Annotated in this window: 19 protein-coding genes and 1 pseudogene; 11 read left to right on the top strand and 9 right to left on the bottom strand. The window is 30.3% G+C overall.

The window, feature by feature from the left end; all coding sequences use genetic code 11:
* The first annotated feature begins 65 nt into the window (after window positions 1-65).
* Window positions 66-1,808 carry an ABC transporter ATP-binding protein gene (locus Q0649_RS04605; protein ID WP_298838035.1) on the top strand — a complete coding sequence of 581 codons (1,743 nt, stop codon included), beginning with the start codon at window positions 66-68 and terminating at the stop codon, window positions 1,806-1,808.
* Window positions 1,798-3,543, top strand: a complete 1,746-nt coding sequence (locus Q0649_RS04600) for an ABC transporter ATP-binding protein (RefSeq protein WP_298838031.1) — start codon at window positions 1,798-1,800, stop codon at window positions 3,541-3,543. The genes Q0649_RS04605 and Q0649_RS04600 overlap by 11 nt, the downstream gene beginning before the upstream one ends.
* Window positions 3,544-3,566: 23 nt before the next feature.
* On the opposite strand, the gene Q0649_RS04595 is transcribed toward Q0649_RS04600, so the two are convergent.
* The 5 genes from Q0649_RS04595 to Q0649_RS04575 form a co-directional block, all read right to left on the bottom strand.
* Window positions 3,567-4,880, bottom strand: a complete 1,314-nt coding sequence (locus Q0649_RS04595) for a VTT domain-containing protein (RefSeq protein ID WP_298838029.1) — start codon at window positions 4,878-4,880, stop codon at window positions 3,567-3,569.
* A gap of 43 nt (window positions 4,881-4,923) precedes the next feature.
* Window positions 4,924-5,472, bottom strand: coding sequence for a phosphatase PAP2 family protein (locus Q0649_RS04590; protein WP_367179346.1), 549 nt, complete (start codon window positions 5,470-5,472; stop codon window positions 4,924-4,926).
* A 162-nt stretch (window positions 5,473-5,634) separates the two neighbouring features.
* Entirely contained in the window at window positions 5,635-7,038 is a 1,404-nt protein-coding gene (locus Q0649_RS04585) for an ATP-binding protein (RefSeq protein WP_298838027.1), read from the bottom strand.
* A 2-nt stretch (window positions 7,039-7,040) separates the two neighbouring features.
* Window positions 7,041-7,721, bottom strand: coding sequence for a response regulator transcription factor (locus tag Q0649_RS04580; RefSeq protein ID WP_298838024.1), 681 nt, complete (start codon window positions 7,719-7,721; stop codon window positions 7,041-7,043).
* Window positions 7,722-7,952: 231 nt separating this feature from the next.
* Window positions 7,953-8,276, bottom strand: a complete 324-nt coding sequence (locus tag Q0649_RS04575; protein WP_298838020.1) for a hypothetical protein — start codon at window positions 8,274-8,276, stop codon at window positions 7,953-7,955.
* Window positions 8,277-8,540: 264 nt separating this feature from the next.
* Here Q0649_RS04575 and Q0649_RS04570 point away from each other — a divergent pair, with 264 nt between their 5' ends.
* From Q0649_RS04570 to Q0649_RS04535, 9 genes and pseudogenes are all read left to right on the top strand, one after another.
* Window positions 8,541-9,221 (top strand): response regulator transcription factor, encoded by a 681-nt coding sequence (locus Q0649_RS04570; RefSeq protein ID WP_298838017.1) that lies wholly within the window; start codon window positions 8,541-8,543, stop codon window positions 9,219-9,221.
* Between the two features lie 2 nt (window positions 9,222-9,223).
* The gene (locus Q0649_RS04565; RefSeq protein ID WP_298838015.1) at window positions 9,224-10,591 is read left to right on the top strand and encodes a cell wall metabolism sensor histidine kinase WalK; all 1,368 of its coding nucleotides are present in this window, start codon (window positions 9,224-9,226) and stop codon (window positions 10,589-10,591) included.
* A 336-nt stretch (window positions 10,592-10,927) separates the two neighbouring features.
* Entirely contained in the window at window positions 10,928-11,335 is a 408-nt protein-coding gene (locus Q0649_RS23030; protein ID WP_367179345.1) for a polyprenyl synthetase family protein, read from the top strand.
* 40 nt (window positions 11,336-11,375) lie between these two features.
* Window positions 11,376-11,654, top strand: coding sequence for a polyprenyl synthetase family protein (locus Q0649_RS23025; RefSeq protein ID WP_367179344.1), 279 nt, complete (start codon window positions 11,376-11,378; stop codon window positions 11,652-11,654).
* A 71-nt stretch (window positions 11,655-11,725) separates the two neighbouring features.
* Window positions 11,726-12,301, top strand: a complete 576-nt coding sequence (locus Q0649_RS04555; RefSeq protein ID WP_298838012.1) for a FixH family protein — start codon at window positions 11,726-11,728, stop codon at window positions 12,299-12,301.
* A gap of 16 nt (window positions 12,302-12,317) precedes the next feature.
* Window positions 12,318-12,518: pseudogene (locus tag Q0649_RS04550) on the top strand (4Fe-4S binding protein); the annotation flags it as partial.
* A 35-nt stretch (window positions 12,519-12,553) separates the two neighbouring features.
* Complete coding sequence (locus Q0649_RS04545) at window positions 12,554-12,937, top strand: hypothetical protein (protein ID WP_298838010.1); 384 nt, start codon at window positions 12,554-12,556, stop codon at window positions 12,935-12,937.
* Entirely contained in the window at window positions 12,912-13,367 is a 456-nt protein-coding gene (locus Q0649_RS23020; protein WP_367179347.1) for a lysostaphin resistance A-like protein, read from the top strand. Before Q0649_RS04545 ends, Q0649_RS23020 begins: the two co-directional genes overlap by 26 nt.
* A gap of 12 nt (window positions 13,368-13,379) precedes the next feature.
* Window positions 13,380-13,496, top strand: coding sequence for a class I SAM-dependent methyltransferase (locus tag Q0649_RS04535; RefSeq protein ID WP_298838007.1), 117 nt, complete (start codon window positions 13,380-13,382; stop codon window positions 13,494-13,496).
* A gap of 98 nt (window positions 13,497-13,594) precedes the next feature.
* Here the strand turns inward: Q0649_RS04535 and Q0649_RS04530 are convergent, their stop codons facing one another.
* From Q0649_RS04530 to Q0649_RS04515, 4 genes are all read right to left on the bottom strand, one after another.
* Window positions 13,595-13,807: a heavy-metal-associated domain-containing protein gene (locus Q0649_RS04530; RefSeq protein ID WP_298838004.1), complete on the bottom strand. Its 213-nt coding sequence runs from the start codon at window positions 13,805-13,807 to the stop codon at window positions 13,595-13,597.
* A 46-nt stretch (window positions 13,808-13,853) separates the two neighbouring features.
* Window positions 13,854-16,304, bottom strand: coding sequence for a heavy metal translocating P-type ATPase (locus tag Q0649_RS04525; RefSeq protein ID WP_298838002.1), 2,451 nt, complete (start codon window positions 16,302-16,304; stop codon window positions 13,854-13,856).
* Between the two features lie 26 nt (window positions 16,305-16,330).
* Window positions 16,331-16,597 carry a metal-sensing transcriptional repressor gene (locus tag Q0649_RS04520; protein WP_298837999.1) on the bottom strand — a complete coding sequence of 89 codons (267 nt, stop codon included), beginning with the start codon at window positions 16,595-16,597 and terminating at the stop codon, window positions 16,331-16,333.
* 296 nt (window positions 16,598-16,893) lie between these two features.
* Window positions 16,894-17,091, bottom strand: coding sequence for a hypothetical protein (locus Q0649_RS04515; RefSeq protein WP_298837996.1), 198 nt, complete (start codon window positions 17,089-17,091; stop codon window positions 16,894-16,896).
* Between the last annotated feature and the right edge of the window lie 112 nt (window positions 17,092-17,203).

The raw sequence follows: 17,203 nt of genomic DNA, 5'->3' as shown, positions 1-17,203 counted from the left end.
AGAGTAAAATGAACATATAAAGTCTTTAATACATATAATTTAAAACAGAGGAGATGTTAATTATTATGGCCAAACTTACTATTAAGCCCATGGAACAACCAAATAAAATTATTAACTATTGGAAGAAAGAAAAATTTGTAGTAACATGCATTATAATATTTGGCTTAGCCTATAACATAACTGCAATTGTAGGTCCAATTTATCAAGGTAAGTTGATTAATTCCATTATTAATGGTAATAATTTATCAGCAGTAATAATACTAGCAATTACTTTTGTTACTCTTATAGCGCTGATTCAATTAATGCGCTACTTTAAGCGTTTTTACACAAGACGTTTTGCCAATAGTTCAAACGCTACCATGAGACTTATGATATATAATAATATAATGAATAAAAATATTTACGAATTAGATAAAGAAAATATAGGTGACCTAATGACTAGGGCCATTTCTGATGTTGATCTGTGCGTTGAAGGTATGCGTAAATTCACAACAGAAGTATTTGATACTGGTGTACTTATGACATCCTATTTTATATCAATGCTATTTTATGATATGAAAATAATTCTCCTTTCTATCCTATTTATTCCAGTTGCCATGTGGCTTGCCGATAAATTAAAAAAAATTATATACAAATACACTATCGCCTATCGCAGCAAAAGTAGCTATATAGCTAGTATTACCTACGATGCCGTAGACAATGCAATGTTATACCGTGCAAATGGTATAGAAAATCAAAATCTAGAAAAATATAATCTAGAACTGACAGATTTACAAAACAAGGCTATTAAAGCTGATATCTTAGAAAATTCCATGCAACCAATTTATAATGTTATTGCAATGATTGGAATAATCTTTGTAATTTACCTTGGAGGATTAAAGGTTATTAATAGTGAATGGACTGTTGGTAACTTTTCTACTTACATGATTATGTTTACCGCAATGGGAACTAAGGCAAGTAAAGCTGCCAACCTATTTAATTCTGTTCAAAAATCGCAAATATCCTGGAAACGAATTAAACCTTATCTTACAGATTACCAAAACAAAACTACTCTGACCTGTTTTGATGCCTCTAAGACAAAACTTTCAATAAATAATCTTAGCTTTTGTTACCCCAAATGTAAACAGACTATATTAAAAAATATTAGTTTTGAAGGATCTCAAGGTCAAATAATAGGCATTACTGGTTCTGTCGCTTGTGGTAAATCTACACTCGGTTTATCCCTCCTTGGTCTATATCCCTACATAGGCAGCATTAGGATAGATGACAAGGAGCTTATGTCTTACACTGAATATGAGCGAAGTCAGATGATTTCATATCTAGGTCATAACCCTCAATTACTTACAGACACTATTTACAACAATATAACTCTTGGAAATGGTAAAGACATCTCTTCTGTTTTAAAGGATGTTTGCTTTGACACTGATTTATTATCAATGCCCCTTTTGGAAAACACATTGGTAGGTAATAGTGGAACTAGGCTAAGTGGAGGTCAACAATCTAGAATATCACTTGCAAGAACCCTTTTAAACAGGAGTAAAATTATTGTTTTAGATGACCCATTTTCTGCAGTTGATATGAAGACAGAAGAAACCATTATTGAAAATCTTAAAAATAATTATAAAGACAGTTTAATTATATTAATTTCACACCGTTTAACTATTTTCAGAAAAATTAACACTATAGTGTTCTTAAATAAAGATAAAACTACAACCTATGGTACACATACTGAACTTATGAAAAATTCTAAAATTTATAGATCAATAGTAAATTTGCAATCTACTGGAGATGATAATTATGAAGAATAGCTTAGTTGCAAGCTCTATTGTTAAAGTTATTAAAAAAAATATTAAATTCGATATAATATTGATCCTTGCTATTTGCGGTGTTGTAATAGTAAGCTTAATTCCTCCTCAAATGTTAAAATATATTGTTGATTATAACCTTGTACCCAAAAGTAGTGACAAACTATTTAACTTAGCAATTATTTATATAGTTATACTACTCTTTATTGGCATATTTGATTTTATAAAAGAGGCTGTGATTACAGTTTTAGGTCAAAAAATAACAAAGGAAATCCGGCTTGAAATGATGAAAAAATTAAAAAGAATAAATGCCATGTTCTTTTCGTCAAATGGAACCGGCACTGTTGTTTCAAGATTTACCAATGATGTGGATGCAATAAGCACTATGTTCACAAGTGGCATTATTGGAATGATAATCGACTGCCTAAAAATTGTAGGCATTATTATATCTATCTGTCTGTTTAGCTCAAGACTTGGAATTGGTACTTTACTGCTACTTCCTATTATTTATGTTATTACTAGGATTTTTCAAAAGCGAATGCTAGAAGCAGAAATAGAGAATCGAATAATAGTTGGCAAAGTAAATAATCATATTTCAGAAAGCTTAAAGAATGTGCAGATGATTAAATCCTATAGTAAAGAAAAATACATGGAAAAGAATTATAAGCAGTATTTGCTAGATAACTACAAAACTGTAGAAAAGGTAAATTTCTATGATTCTGTATTTTCTCCAATCATTCAGATAACTCGTGCTTTAGTTATTGGCTTAATTGTAATATTATCATCAAAGCAGCTAAACTATTTAGGAATATCCCTAGGCATGGTGGCAGCCTCAATTGAATTAATCTCCAATTTATTTACCCCTATAGAAAGTCTTGGTATGGAACTTCAAGATATCCAGCAGGCAGTATCTGGCATTCATAGAGTAAATGACTTTTATAAGGTTCCAGAAGACAGTAGTATTGATAACAAACTAAAATCTGGGGACATTATTCCTAGTCGAGCAGATGTAACTCTATCTTTTAATAATGTAACGTTTCAATATGAAAAAGGAACTGACATTTTAAAAAATATTAATCTTCATTTAAACCCACAAGAAAAAATCACCTTTGTAGGAAGAACCGGTGTTGGAAAATCTACATTGTTTAAACTTACTATGGGTTTCTTAAAACCATCTAATGGGAATATAACTATAAATGGAATTGATGTTTATAATATATCAAACTCTGAAAAACGTAAAATGTTCGGATATGTTAACCAAAGCTTTCATATGATAGATGGAACGGTGGGTGATCAAATTAGTCTACAAGATGAGAATATTAAAAAAGAGGAAATTGATAATGCTTTAGATTTTGTTGGACTAACAGATTATATAGTAACTCTAGCAAATGGTGTTAATACGCAGGTGGATAGTGATACTCTTTTCTCTCAAGGTCAAAAGCAACTCCTAGCAATTGCAAGAGCAATAGTTACAGATCCACCAATACTACTACTTGATGAAATTACTGCAAATCTTGATTCTATTACAGAAAAAAAATTTATAACAGTGCTTAAAAAAGCCAGCCAGGCCCACACAATATTATCTATAACTCACCGTATGTCTTCTATAATCGATTGTGACACTGTGGCTATTTTAGAAAATGGAATGATCAAAAATCTGTGCACACCTGAAGCTCTTTTAAAAAACGATAATTGGTATCGAAGTCACATCGAACTTGAAAAGTTGAAATGGAAATAAAATGATTTCCTAAAGTATTATATTTACTTTAGGGAATCACTCGTTTTTAATTTTATTGTAGGTAGTATTCGGTACACTTCTAATAAAATGATATTTATAGTAAGCCAGACTCCACCAAAAACATACCCCGCATAAACATCACTTGGATACTGTGTTCCAAAAAATATTGGATTTAAACCTGATATTATACAAATAAATAAAGTTATAATTAAGACCACAGTTTTAGCCCAAAGTTTCTTTGCATGACGAACTATTAGGTATACAAAAAATCCATAAAAAACAATTGCCATTAAAGCCTCATAACTTGGAAAAGTATATTGTTTATTACCCATTAGGCTTATTAAAGAAGGTCCTATTCGCCTAAAAATATGCCTCAAACCATATTGTAGTATTTCTCCACCTAAAATCACAATAAATAGGGACTGGATTTCAAGTATTCGATCCACATTCCTTCTTATAATCCATACAAGCATGAAAATAGTAAGCGGTACTAATACCCTCATTGATGTTGTTAATTTAAACATACTTATCAAAAATGACCATTTATAATTAAAAATTGCTTGCACTAAATATGATACAACAATGTCGAATTGGTTAAATTCATGTGATAAATAATCCTGTATTACTCCAATTACGAGAACTGAAAACCCTAAAAAAGCAGTTGCTACAGCCACTATAGCAACTTTCATTTTTCCCATAGAATGAAATATAATTATAGTTTTATTTAAAAGCTTATATGTATTCTCGATTATCTGTATCCTATGATTTCTATAAGCATATATAATCGTTAATATTATAGATATTATTATACTACCAATAATCAAATATTTTGATATGTCTCCATGGAATTTATCCCAATTCGGTCCAAGAATCTTACCTAATGAAATAAAGGTAGTAGTCCACAAAAATGCTCCAAAATAAGCGTTTATCGCAAATCTTCTATATGATATTTTAGTTATTCCTGAGAAATACCCTGTAATATGCCTAACCCCAGGAATGAAATATGCTAGAATTAATAATTTATTACCGGATGTATTAAACCACTTGGATGTTTTTTCAATTTTAGCGGGTCCAAGGTGGACATATGAGCCATATTTTTCAAAAAATTTTGCGCCTAATTTATCGCCCACAAAGTAAGAAATTGTAATACCAAGCATTACACCACCTGTAGCTACTAGAATACTTATACCCCAATTCATTTTAGATTGATAAACGAGAAAACCACAATATGTCATCATTAATTCACCTGGAAGAGGGAATGCGATTAATTCAAGCACTAAAGCACTGAACAAAATTATATATCCATAATTATTAATTAGTACTATTGCAGAATTCAAAACATCACCACCTATTTTAAAAATTGTATTCTTTGCAAAATTCTTATATACTAGCCTTGGATTTATGATCTAATTTATTGAATAAATAAATTACTATTGCACTACACATAAGCCCTAAAATAGCCCCTGCTAAAACATCTGTAGGATAATGTACGTATAAATACACCCTAGAAAAAGCTATCAGAGATGCTAAACTTATAAATTCAATAGCATATTTTTTGAAACATTTCCCTAGTACCCCTGCAACTGCAAATGAAGACATAGTATGCCCTGATGGAAATGAATATGATAATGGTCTTGGTATTAATATATTCATTGTTGATATAGTATCTAACGGTCTTGCACGTCTAAATACATTTTTCAGAATCTCATCACCCAAAATTCCACTTAGAATTAATGCTGCTAAAGCCATAAATCCTACTTTTCTATATTTATGATTACATATAAGTACCAGCGCTATTATAATCCATATTATACCATTATTACCTAAGTAAGTTGATATAACCATAATTTTATCCATAATAATTCCATGCATGTTATATTTGACAAATAATAATATAGAATCATCAAATCTCTGTAATAAGGACATCATTTTCATCATTCCCCCTTTAATTATTAGGAGATTGTGTAATTGTCCCCCATACCTTATATAATATATTTATAAGATTAAAATTACATTAAAAGTATCTTAGATTCAGCTTAATAATTATCATCTTTTAGAAACAAACGCATAGATAACAATGAATTCTGAAACCTATGTGTTTAATATAACCGTTATCTTTGTCCCAAAACCTTCTGTACTTTCTACGTCTATAGTTCCGTTATGTACATCAACAATCAACTTAGCGATAGATAGTCCAAGACCAGTACCACCTTTTTCCTTTGATCTAGATTTATCAACAGTATAAAACCTTTCAAATACATTTTGGATCTCATCTTTTGGTATTCCCATGCCACTATCGCTAACTGTAATTTTTACCGCACTACCATCAACCCTTGAACTTATATCTATTGTACCCTTTTCTGGTGTAAATTTAATACTATTATCAATTAATATCCTAATCATCTGCTTTATCATTTTATAATCTGCAAATATACTAATTGAATCATTTTGGTCACTACTTATTATATGACTATTATCTATAAGTTTAGTTTCACTAATCACTTCGCAAATAAGGTAATTCAGTAAAAAATTCTCTTTTTTAATCCTTTGATTTCCACTATTACCTTTAGCAATAAATAATAGTTTTTCAACTAAATTTGTCATATTACTAGTTTCTAGTTTTATAGCACGAATAGATTTTTCTAAAGCCTGTCTATCGTCCTTTCCCCATCTATCTATTAAGTTTGCATACCCCTGAATAACTGCAATAGGAGTTCTAAGTTCATGTGATGCATCTGATACAAACTGAATTTGCCTGTCAAATGATTCTTGAAGTCTATCTATCATTTTATTAAAAGTGTTACCTAGCCTTTTAAGTTCATCATCAGGACCTGTAACTTCAATTCTTCCCAATAAATTATTAATACTAATATTATCAGCAGCTTTAGTTATTCGATCAATAGGTTCTAACATCTTTTTGCTCATAGCATATCCTAATATAATCGAAGCAATCATCCCTATAAAATCTGCAATTGCCATTAAAATAAATAGAATTTGCATAAAATCATATTCATTACCCATCCACTTAACTATTTGAATATAAATTACTCCATATTTTGAGCTTTTCATTTTTAAAATTTTATATACTAAATGTTTATCATCTTCTTTAATTTTTATTATTTTATCAAAAGGTTCTTTGCTTATAATCTTATAATTAAACTCGTTTGATTTATTTAGTACTTTCCCAGATTGATCTAGTATTCTTATTGATATATTTTGCTCTGAGGTCACATCTGAAACAAGTTCCTTATCTGACAAATCTACATGTTCATTTCGAGACGTGATATTACTTAACACTATTGTTTTGACGTCTTCTATTTGTTTATTTGCTTGGCCGTACAAATAGTATTTTATACCATATAGAATAGAAGCATTTAAAATAAGTAATATTAATGAGAACATTACAGCATAAATCACCGTTAATTTCAAAGATATTTTTGCACTTTTAATTATTTTTAAATTCATAATTTTAGAACCAATAATCTTAAAATTCATAATTATTCACCTTTAATAACATATCCTACCCCTCTTACAGTGGTTATAATTTTGTCCTCAAAGCCATCATCAATTTTACATCTCAAATATCTTATAAATACATCTACCACATTAGTATCGCCTATATAGTCATAACCCCATACTTTTTCAATTAATTGTGCTCTTGTAAGCACAACATTTTTATTTATTAAAAGTATTTCTAAAAGATCAAACTCTTTTTTTGTAAGTTCAATTTCTTTGCCGCCTCTCTTAACATTATGAGCTTTATTATTCATAACTATGTCTTTTACTTTAATTTCATCATTCTTATTCCCAATAGATGTTCCTCTTTGATATACCCTAATTCTTGCTAATAGTTCTTCTATTTCAAATGGTTTTGTAAGATAATCATTTGCACCTGCATCCAGTCCTACAACCTTATCTGATATATCACTTTTCGCAGTAAGCATAATTACAGGTACAAGAGATAACTGCCTTATTCTTCTGCAAACCTCAATTCCATTAAGTCCAGGTAACATAACATCTAAAAGTATTAAATTATACTCATTTTCCTCAGCTATATTTAAACCTTCACGTCCATCATAAGCAACATCAACTTTATATCCTTCATGACTTAATTCCATTTCAATAAATGTTGACATTAGTCTTTCATCTTCCACTAAAAGAATTCTAAAATCCTTCAAAATAGCACCATCCTTTTACGATAATATAATTAGCAAATAGATTCCATATACTACTAATATACACTATCTTCTTAGTCTTAGCCATGTTTATGCGTATTTCATATATTCTCATTTTTATTACTATTACATTTGTAAAATCAATAGTATGTAAAAAATACATATGATTTCTCATATGCATTTTCACATGTAATATAAATTATGATTACTCTTATTAAACTCTCATTCTTAACATTACTTTTCTGATATATTAATTATCATTTGTCCGTTTTTTGAAGTAGCATCAACAGAAATATTACTTTCATCTGGTTTATTATTCTTTTTTTCCTTTTGTGAACCATCCTCATTAGAAAAATCGACTGAATCGACTTTACTACTCATCTGTCCTTCTTTGGGATTATTATCATCCGATTGATCACTCTTTTGTTTTTTCCCGGAACCATCATCATCTGAAGAATTTGACCCCACATTAGTGCTTGAAATAGCACCATTAAAAGGGATTGTAATTTCAATAGTATTTCTATCTTTTTCTGACTTTTCTAAATCTTTTTCACTCATAAATATTCTCCCTTCAAATATAAAATTACACTATATAAATAGTGTGCATTATTTAGTTTACCCATTTAATTATAAAATATAGTTTATAAAAATTTGATTTTATTGTACTTAATTTACGTTAAAACCATCAATTTTTTACTTAAATTCTAGTTTGAATAGAAGATATTGTATTGACTTACATAGTGTAATGTATTATAAATAAGTTAATAATAACACTAAATATTATGAACAATTACAATTACATTATACGAGGAGTGTATAAACTTGAATAATATATTGATTATTGAAGACGAGGAAAAGATCTCTGAAATACTAAAAGCATATCTTGAAAAAGAAGGCTATATTGTATATACCACTACAAAAGGTTTAGCCGCAATAGAACTTTTTGAAAATATCAAATTTAATTTAGTTATATTAGACCTGATGTTACCAGACATATCTGGTGAAGAGGTCTGCAGCATTATAAGAAAAATTTCCGAGGTACACATATTTATGCTCACTGCCAAAAGCACCTTAGAGGATAGAATAGAAGGATTAAACCTTGGAGCTGATGAATACTTGGTTAAGCCATTTAGCCCAAGAGAATTAACTGCAAGAGTTAACGCTTTATTTAGAAGAATTAATATAAATAAGTCCGAAACAATGATTTACAATAATGGAGATTTAAAGATTAATTATGACAAAAGGATAGTTTATGTGCGAGGAGAAGAAATATCACTTACTCCAAATGAATTCGATATATTACAAATTCTTTCATCTAACGGTGGCAAAGTATTTACAAGAGAGCATCTCATTGAAAGAATTATGGGAATTGATTTTCAAGGTTTTGATAGAACAATAGATGTGCATATTAAAAACATACGTAAAAAAATAGAAGTGGATAGCAGAAATCCTAAATACATAATAACAGTAACTAGAATTGGTTATAAATTTGGTGGTGATTAATTATGCAAAGCATAAGAAAAAGATTAAGTATTATATTAGTATGTACATCCATATTAGCACTCTTCTTAGCTACACTTTTCGTAAATATAGCAATATCAAAAACTTTTAACAAGTATTTAGTTGAAATACAAACTAAGAGGGACACTGGAATAGTAACATATTTAGAAACAATATATAAAAAAAATGCTAAGTGGTCAAAAACTTCTGGAATAGAAATTACGCATGAAGCCTATATGAGTAATTACTGCCTCACTCTTAAGGATATAAATAAAAAAGTTGTTTGGGGAATGAATGCAAATGACATAATTAACAACACTAATAATAGTATGCCTCATAAAAGTAGCGGAGTGTATACTTTAAGAACTCTCCAAATAAAATATAAAAATAAAATTGTAGGTTATGTAGACATAGGACAAAATGGTCCAGTATTATTAACCAGTGATGATGTAAATTTTAAAACATCGATAAACAAGAGTATTATCTTAAGTATTGTACTTTCTCTTTTAATAACAATATTAATTAGTTTGATTATTTCAAAGCAATTTTCTAATCCTCTTAGACAAGTTTCGGAAATTTCAGTTGATCTCTCAAATGGAAATTATAATGCACGCTCATATGATAGAAGTACCATTTTAGAACTTGAAAATTTAAGAAACAGCATAAATTCTCTTGGAGAGAATCTTAAACATCAAGATACTCTTAGAAAAAGGTTAATATCGGATATATCTCATGAAATAAGAACTCCGCTTAATATTCTCCAAAACAATTTTGAAGCTATGATTGACGGTATTTTCCCAATAGACAACAAAAGATTGATTTATCTTAATGATGAAGTTATTAGATTTGGGAAGCTTATAGACAATTTAAATACCTTAAAACAGATTGAAGGAGAAGAAACAGTTTTAAACGTGGAAAAAATATCATTAAAAGACATCCTTACTTTAGTCCAGAAGGAGTTTGAAATAATATCAGAAAATAAAAATATCAAAATGGCATTAAAATGTAGTGTCAATAATCAATTTTATATTTTAGGTGACACAGACAAAATAAAACAAGTAATTATTAATTTACTATCAAATGCAGTTAAATTTACCCAAGAGCAAGGAGAAATTAATATTACTCTAAAAGAATCTGATAAAAAAGTAATATTAGAAATTCAAGATACAGGCATTGGCATTAAAAAGGATGACTTACCTTATATATTTGAAAGACTGTATAGAGGAGACAAAAGTAGACACGTTGTAGAGGGTTCCGGAATAGGACTTACCATTGTACGTAACATATTGACCCTCCATAATGCAGATATAGAAGTAAAAAGCGTAGAAGGAAAAGGTAGCATGTTTATTTTATATTTCAATAAAATTTTGTGATTATTATAGCAATAACAAATGAGATGTAAGTATCACTGTAGCTTGATTTATATATATAAGTAAATTAAAAGAGGAGCTCAATGCTTCTCTTTTTGCTTTATAAAAAATAAGTTTAACGACATTTCAGAAGGAAAGCCCTCCACTTATATAAGTGGGAGGCACAATCTCCTTCTGAAATCGTTAATATTGCAGCTCCGAAGGAGATGATTTAATATATTTTCTACATAATATCTTCATACCATTTTTGTATACTACATATTGTGCTCACAAAATATTTTAAAAGATAAATAATACTTCAAAATAACGCATTAATGTATTCTTAAATATAGGAAGGTGATGAAAGATTTGCAGTTTGATGATATTTATAACCCAATAAGTAATGATCTACTTCTTGTTGAAGAAGAACTAAAAAAACTCTATAAAAATCTTAGTATAAATTATCTAAAAGAAATTATAGGTTATTTTTTTAAAATTCCTGGAAAAAGGCTTCGACCTATCCTAACTTTGCTCTCGGCAGGTCTTATAGATAACAATCTACCTCAAAATACTAATAATCACCTAATTAAGTTTGCTACCGGCCTTGAACTCATGCATAGCGCTAGTTTAATACATGATGATGTCCTTGATAACGACTTGACTAGGCGTGGTCAAAAAACTCTAAATAAAGTTCATGGTAATAAAATAGCAATCCTTGCTGGTGATGTCGTTTATTCTTTAGCATTTTCTACTCTTGCCAACTCGTGAAATTTATCTGAATATTAATAAAGGTAAAACAGCATCATTTATGTCTATTAGCTGCAAAATTGCAGCTGCACTAGCCGGAGCAACAAAACAGCACGTTAATAGTATCGAAACTTATGGACTAAATTTAGGAATGGCATACCAGATAATGGATGACTGTATGGATAAAGATATTTATACTAATCTAAATATTACCACGAAAGATGCTAAATTCTATGGAGATAAAGCAATATCAGCCCTTAAGACATTTAAAGACTCGGCCTATAAAACAAGTTTAATAAATCTTGTGAATTATATTCTTAATTTTTCTCAGAAAAAATAAGTTCATCGTAATAAAAATGTTGATTTATCTAAACTAAAATACTAAATATAAATTAAAGGAGCTCAATTGACATGAAATTAAAATCATTAGAAAACTTTGTATTTACATTAATATTAGTTTTATCAGTTTCAACATCTGCATTTGCATCTACAACTGGTACTCAAATAAATAAAACGGTTGATGGCATAAAAGCCACCTTAAACTTCCCAACTAAAAAATTGAAACTAGGTAATAATGATTTTACAATTACCATTCTTGATAAAAATGGTAAGCCTTTACCCAATGCTAATTTAAAAGTTACTGCATATAAGGATGATCCTAATGGTACAAGCAGCATGACCAACACCAGTGGTTCGAATGATATGGCTGCTATGCCTGGCATGAGTGGTATGAGTGCAAGCGATATGACCATAATATCTTTAAAAAGCAGTTCCATAAAAGACAAATATACCGGCATGGTAAATTTAAAAAGCACAGGTAAATGGATTGTCGAATCTACTATCAATGTACAAGGACAGGAAAAAACTATTGATTTTAATATTAATGTACAAACCCCTAACTTTCTTATAATTGGCATATTTTCAGGAGTTGTTGTACTAATTTTAGTAATAGCTGCTATAAATAAGAAAAAATCTATTAAATCTTAGAAATGGAGGCCACATACTAATGGCAGGACCTACCGATGCTCATGATAACTTTGGTACTGCTGGAACTTTGGTATTATGGTGGCCGCCACTTCCTATCCTTCTACTATTTTTAGGTAGATTCTGGTGCATTGTTTGTCCTTTCGGACTTCTAAATGATATTGTTCAGAAATTTGTAGGTAATAACAAACCCGTGCCAAAATTTCTAAGAAAATATGGTTAAGAGCTATAAGACCCTTCTCTTTCACAGGTTCTGTGATTCCAGTTACTATAGGCGCAATCCTCGCAATTAAACAAAATAATTTTCAATTTGGGTACTTTATACTCTCTATTATTGCTATTTTGTTATTACATACTGCTATTAATTTACTAAGCGATCATGATGATTATGAAAATAAAGTTGATACAAAATATTCTTATGGTTCAAGCGGTGTTATCCTGGATAATTTATTATCTTCCAAACAGATTCTTCAAAGTGGAATGCTTTGTTTAATACTTGGAAGTCTAATAGGATTATTTTTGTCCTATGAAAAAGGTATATTTTTATTAATATTAGGACTTATAGGCGCCCTAGGCGGGTATTCTTATAAAGGAAAACCTCTGATGCTAAAATATAAGGGAACCAACTATAAGGCATAAACTAATTGGAATTTTCTCGGCTATAGTACTTTATATAATATTTTATTTAAGAAATATTATATCAGGTTTCATATTTCCTTTTAAAGATTCCCAGGTATTATTCGTTTACAGTAATAGGTATAATGGAAACTTAATTTGGATAGGCTTACTGCTTTTATTTATAATTGGTCCAGGAGAAGAATTATATTGGAGAGGTTTTATACAAAATACCCTATCGAAAAAAATGGGTGAGACCAAAGGATATGTAATCTCAGTTTTATTATATGCTGGTGTTCACATAATTACAGGCAATGTGATGCTTGTAATAGCAGCATTAGTATGTGGAATATTCTGGGGTTGGCTTTATAAAAAAGAAAAAAGCTTACTTCCAGTAATTATATCCCATGCAATTTGGGACTTAACAATTTTCGTAATATTCCCCTTGATGTAAGGAGATTTTAAAATGAAACAAGTGTCCATAAATATACACGATGTATTTTCATCAATTGCCCCCAACTATGATAAATTAAATGCAATATTAACTTTAAACATAGATAGCCTTTGGAGAAAAAAAGCTTAGCAAATCACTAAATACTTTCAAGTCATTTAATAAAAGGTTCAAACATTACATTTTATGTAATGCTTGAACCTTTTATAGCTTAAACTTTATTATTTAATCTATGCTTTTTCTATTTTAATAACATCATATCCTGCATCTTCAATGGCTGCCTTTATAGCATCATCACTAATACTGTCACCAATTTCAGCAGTTGCAAGCTTACTTTCAAGATTTACCTCTACTTCTTTTGCTCCAATTTCCTTTAACGCCTCACTAACATGCTTTACGCAATGTCCACAACTCATACCTTCGACTAATATTTTCTTTTTCATTATTATTTCTCCTTTCTAAATTTAATTTCTCATATTTAGAGAACCTTTATCTTAATGGCTTAAAGCCTTTTAAGCGTAATGCATTTGATAATACTGAAACTGAACTAAAACTCATTGCAAGGGCAGCGATAATTGGATTTAAAAGTGGGCCACCAAACAAATGTAACACTCCCATTGCAACTGGTATTCCTAAAATATTATATCCAAAAGCCCAAAATAAATTTTGTTTAATATTTGTTATAGTTTTCTTACTTAGCTCAATGGCTGTAGGTACATCCATTAAATCACTTCTCATTAGTACTATATCTGCAGACTCCATTGCAACATCAGTTCCAGATCCAATTGCTATACCGATGTCCGCTTGTGCAAGTGCTGGAGCATCATTTATTCCATCACCAACCATAGCAACCTTTTTACCTTCTGCTTGTAGTTTTTTAACTTCATTTGCCTTATCTTCTGGTAATACTTCTGCAAGGATTGTATCAATTCCAACCTGGGTTGCAATAGCTTCTGCTGTCCTTTTATTATCACCTGTTATCATCGCAACCTGTATTCCCATACTATGAAGTCTTTCTATAGCTTTTTTACTATTTTCTTTTACTGTGTCAGCTACTGCAATTATGCCACTTAGCTTACCTTCAATAGCAATAAACATAGGTGTCTTTCCTTCTCCTGCAAGTTTATCCGATATTTTCTCTAAATCTAATAAAGATACCTTGCTTTCATCCATAAGTTTTTTGTTTCCAAGTAGTATTTTTTTACCATCGATAGTTACATCTATTCCTCTACCAGGAACTGCGTTAAACTTTTCTGTATTTTTAAAATCTAGTTTTCTATCCTCTGCTTCTTTTACTATGGCTTCACCAAGCGGATGTTCTGACCCCTTTTCTGCAGTAGCCGCTATTGCTAATAAATAGTCCTCATCAACACCATCTACAGAAACTATATCTGTTACCTTTGGTTTTCCCTCAGTTAAAGTACCAGTTTTATCAAATACAATAGTTTGAATCTTATGTGTTGTCTCAAGAGCCGTACCGCTTTTTATAAGCACGCCATATTCTGCACCTTTTCCTGTTCCAACCATTATAGCTGTTGGAGTTGCAAGGCCAAGTGCGCATGGACAAGCAATTACTAGTACTGAAATGAATATTGTTAATGAAAATACTACTGTTTGTCCAGATATTAGCCAAGCTAATGATGCTACTAGTGCAAGACCTATAACCACTGGGACAAAATAACCAGATATAATGTCTGCCATCTTAGCTATTGGGGCTTTTGATCCCTGAGCATTTTCAACTAATGTAATAATTTGTGCAAGAGCTGTATCTTTACCAACCTTAGTTGCCTTAAACTTAATAGAACCATTTTTATTTATGCTTGCTCCAATTATTTTATGTCCAATGCTTTTCTCAACCGGCATACTCTCACCAGTGAGCATTGACTCATCTACAGATGTAATTCCGGAAATAACTTCACCATCCACTGGCATTTTTCCTCCTGGTTTTACAACAACTATATCTCCAACTTCTACTTCATCAATTGAAATTTCAATTTCTTTCTCTTCACGAATTATAATTGCAGTTTTGGGCTGAAGTCCCATAAGCTTTTTAATTGCCTCGGAAGTTTTTCCTTTCGTAACTGACTCTAAATACTTTCCTAAGGTTATAAGCGTTAATATTATACCTGCTGATTCAAAATACATCTCATAACCAGTATTACCAATGAATATTTCATAAACTGCAAATATACTATATAAAAATGCAGCTGATGCTCCCATGGATATTAACGAATCCATATTAGGACTTAGCCTTGCTAACGACTTGAATCCCACTATAAAATATCTTCTACCTGTTATCATTATTGGAATAACGAGTATTAATTGTAGAGCAGCATAGGCTTTAAGATGCATCATAGGATCAATAAAACTCGGCATCATCATATTCATTTCCATAGCAATCATTGGTACCATTGCAACTAGTAATAACGGCACTCCAAATATAGCAGATATTAAAAACCTATTCCATAATGCCTTTATTTCCTTTTCTTTTTTCTCCTTATCAAGATCTATATTACTTTCTTCCTCAAGAGCCTTATATCCACCTTTTGCTATGGCCCTCTTTATATCCGAAGTTTTAACTAAAGATGGCTCAAAAGAAATCGTTAGCTTTTCGGTAGCATAGTTAACATTTGATTCTATAACTCCATTGAGTTTTCTTGTTATTCTTTCTATGTTTTTTGCACAAGATGCACAACTCATTCCCTCAAGTTTTAATGTTTTGTTAGTTGTTTGGGCTAATAATTTATATCCAGCCTTATCAACAACATTTTGTATATCAGATAGTTTAATTAAGGAATCATCATAAACTATCTTTAATTTCTCTATTGCACTATTCACACTTGACTCAGAAACGCCTGGTAATTTTTTAGTTACTCTTTCAATTGCTTTTGCACATGCCCCGCAGGTCATACCTTCTATTTTCAATGACTTAGTCACCATATAATACCCTCCTTATTGCATATATTCTATTTACCAATTATTTTTGATAAAAGACCTATAATTTCATCTATCTTCTCACTACCTTTGTCATGCTCAAAGGCTTCCATAACACAGTGATTCATATGCTGCTTTAAAATCAACAAATTAGCTTTCTTTAGGAGTGATTGTGCAGCAATAATCTGATTTGACACATCTACACAATACCTCTCATCTTCTATCATTTTGATAGTTGCTTCAATTTGTCCTCTTGATATTTTTAAAATTTTCATAGCTTCATTTTGCTCATTATTCATTATTTATCCTCTTCCATACCCTACCCCCTAGGTGGGGGTGTATATCTACATGCTAATACTAAAAAAACAATATGTCAACCTCTTCTTTAAAACATCCACCATATAAAATTATAGCTCTTTTTAATACAAAAAAAACAATGCCCCCTCTATACGGAGGTGGCATCACACACACAATATTAAACTAATAATATTTCTCTTTTGTCTTATTCAAACTTTTTTGTTTTTTATTTAATTCCTTTTGTGATGCTTCAAATTTAGCCATTAGTTTTTTATCAAACTCTACGACTGTTTTTATGTTATCTACTTTTGATATAAAATCTCCAAAACTCAAATTCTTCTATCTTCATTTCAACTTGTTCTCTCTCGGTTTGGATTCTAGTTAGTGAATCTTTCTGCTGTTGTAACTTCTCATTTACTGGGACTGCTAGTACCGTTACATTTGAAGTTAAAAGCAAGGTTATTACAACTGCAAGGTTTCTCAGGACTGTCTTCATTTTTACATTTCCTCATTTGTTTATAATTTATAAAACACAAATCAATTAGATCAACCACTTATGTGTTTATTGTGAAGATTGTCGGTTTTTATATTTTTTTATATTATGTTTT

It is taken from the genome of uncultured Clostridium sp., assembly GCF_937920395.1.
In the GTDB taxonomy this organism is placed as follows: domain Bacteria; phylum Bacillota; class Clostridia; order Clostridiales; family Clostridiaceae; genus Clostridium_AD.
This window is presented reverse-complemented; position numbering and strand designations above follow the sequence as displayed.

Coding starts and splice junctions, on each gene's coding strand:
- Q0649_RS04605 (WP_298838035.1), top strand. CDS start 66: ATGGCCAAACTTACTATTAAGCCCATGGAACAACCAAATAAAATTATT.
- Q0649_RS04600 (WP_298838031.1), top strand. CDS start 1,798: ATGAAGAATAGCTTAGTTGCAAGCTCTATTGTTAAAGTTATTAAAAAA.
- Q0649_RS04590 (WP_367179346.1), bottom strand. CDS start 5,472: ATGATGTCCTTATTACAGAGATTTGATGATTCTATATTATTATTTGTC.
- Q0649_RS04585 (WP_298838027.1), bottom strand. CDS start 7,038: ATGAATTTTAAGATTATTGGTTCTAAAATTATGAATTTAAAAATAATT.
- Q0649_RS04575 (WP_298838020.1), bottom strand. CDS start 8,276: ATGAGTGAAAAAGATTTAGAAAAGTCAGAAAAAGATAGAAATACTATT.
- Q0649_RS04565 (WP_298838015.1), top strand. CDS start 9,224: ATGCAAAGCATAAGAAAAAGATTAAGTATTATATTAGTATGTACATCC.
- Q0649_RS23030 (WP_367179345.1), top strand. CDS start 10,928: ATGAAAGATTTGCAGTTTGATGATATTTATAACCCAATAAGTAATGAT.
- Q0649_RS23025 (WP_367179344.1), top strand. CDS start 11,376: ATGTCTATTAGCTGCAAAATTGCAGCTGCACTAGCCGGAGCAACAAAA.
- Q0649_RS04555 (WP_298838012.1), top strand. CDS start 11,726: ATGAAATTAAAATCATTAGAAAACTTTGTATTTACATTAATATTAGTT.
- Q0649_RS04535 (WP_298838007.1), top strand. CDS start 13,380: ATGAAACAAGTGTCCATAAATATACACGATGTATTTTCATCAATTGCC.
- Q0649_RS04530 (WP_298838004.1), bottom strand. CDS start 13,807: ATGAAAAAGAAAATATTAGTCGAAGGTATGAGTTGTGGACATTGCGTA.
- Q0649_RS04525 (WP_298838002.1), bottom strand. CDS start 16,304: ATGGTGACTAAGTCATTGAAAATAGAAGGTATGACCTGCGGGGCATGT.
- Q0649_RS04520 (WP_298837999.1), bottom strand. CDS start 16,597: ATGAATAATGAGCAAAATGAAGCTATGAAAATTTTAAAAATATCAAGA.
- Q0649_RS04515 (WP_298837996.1), bottom strand. CDS start 17,091: ATGAAGACAGTCCTGAGAAACCTTGCAGTTGTAATAACCTTGCTTTTA.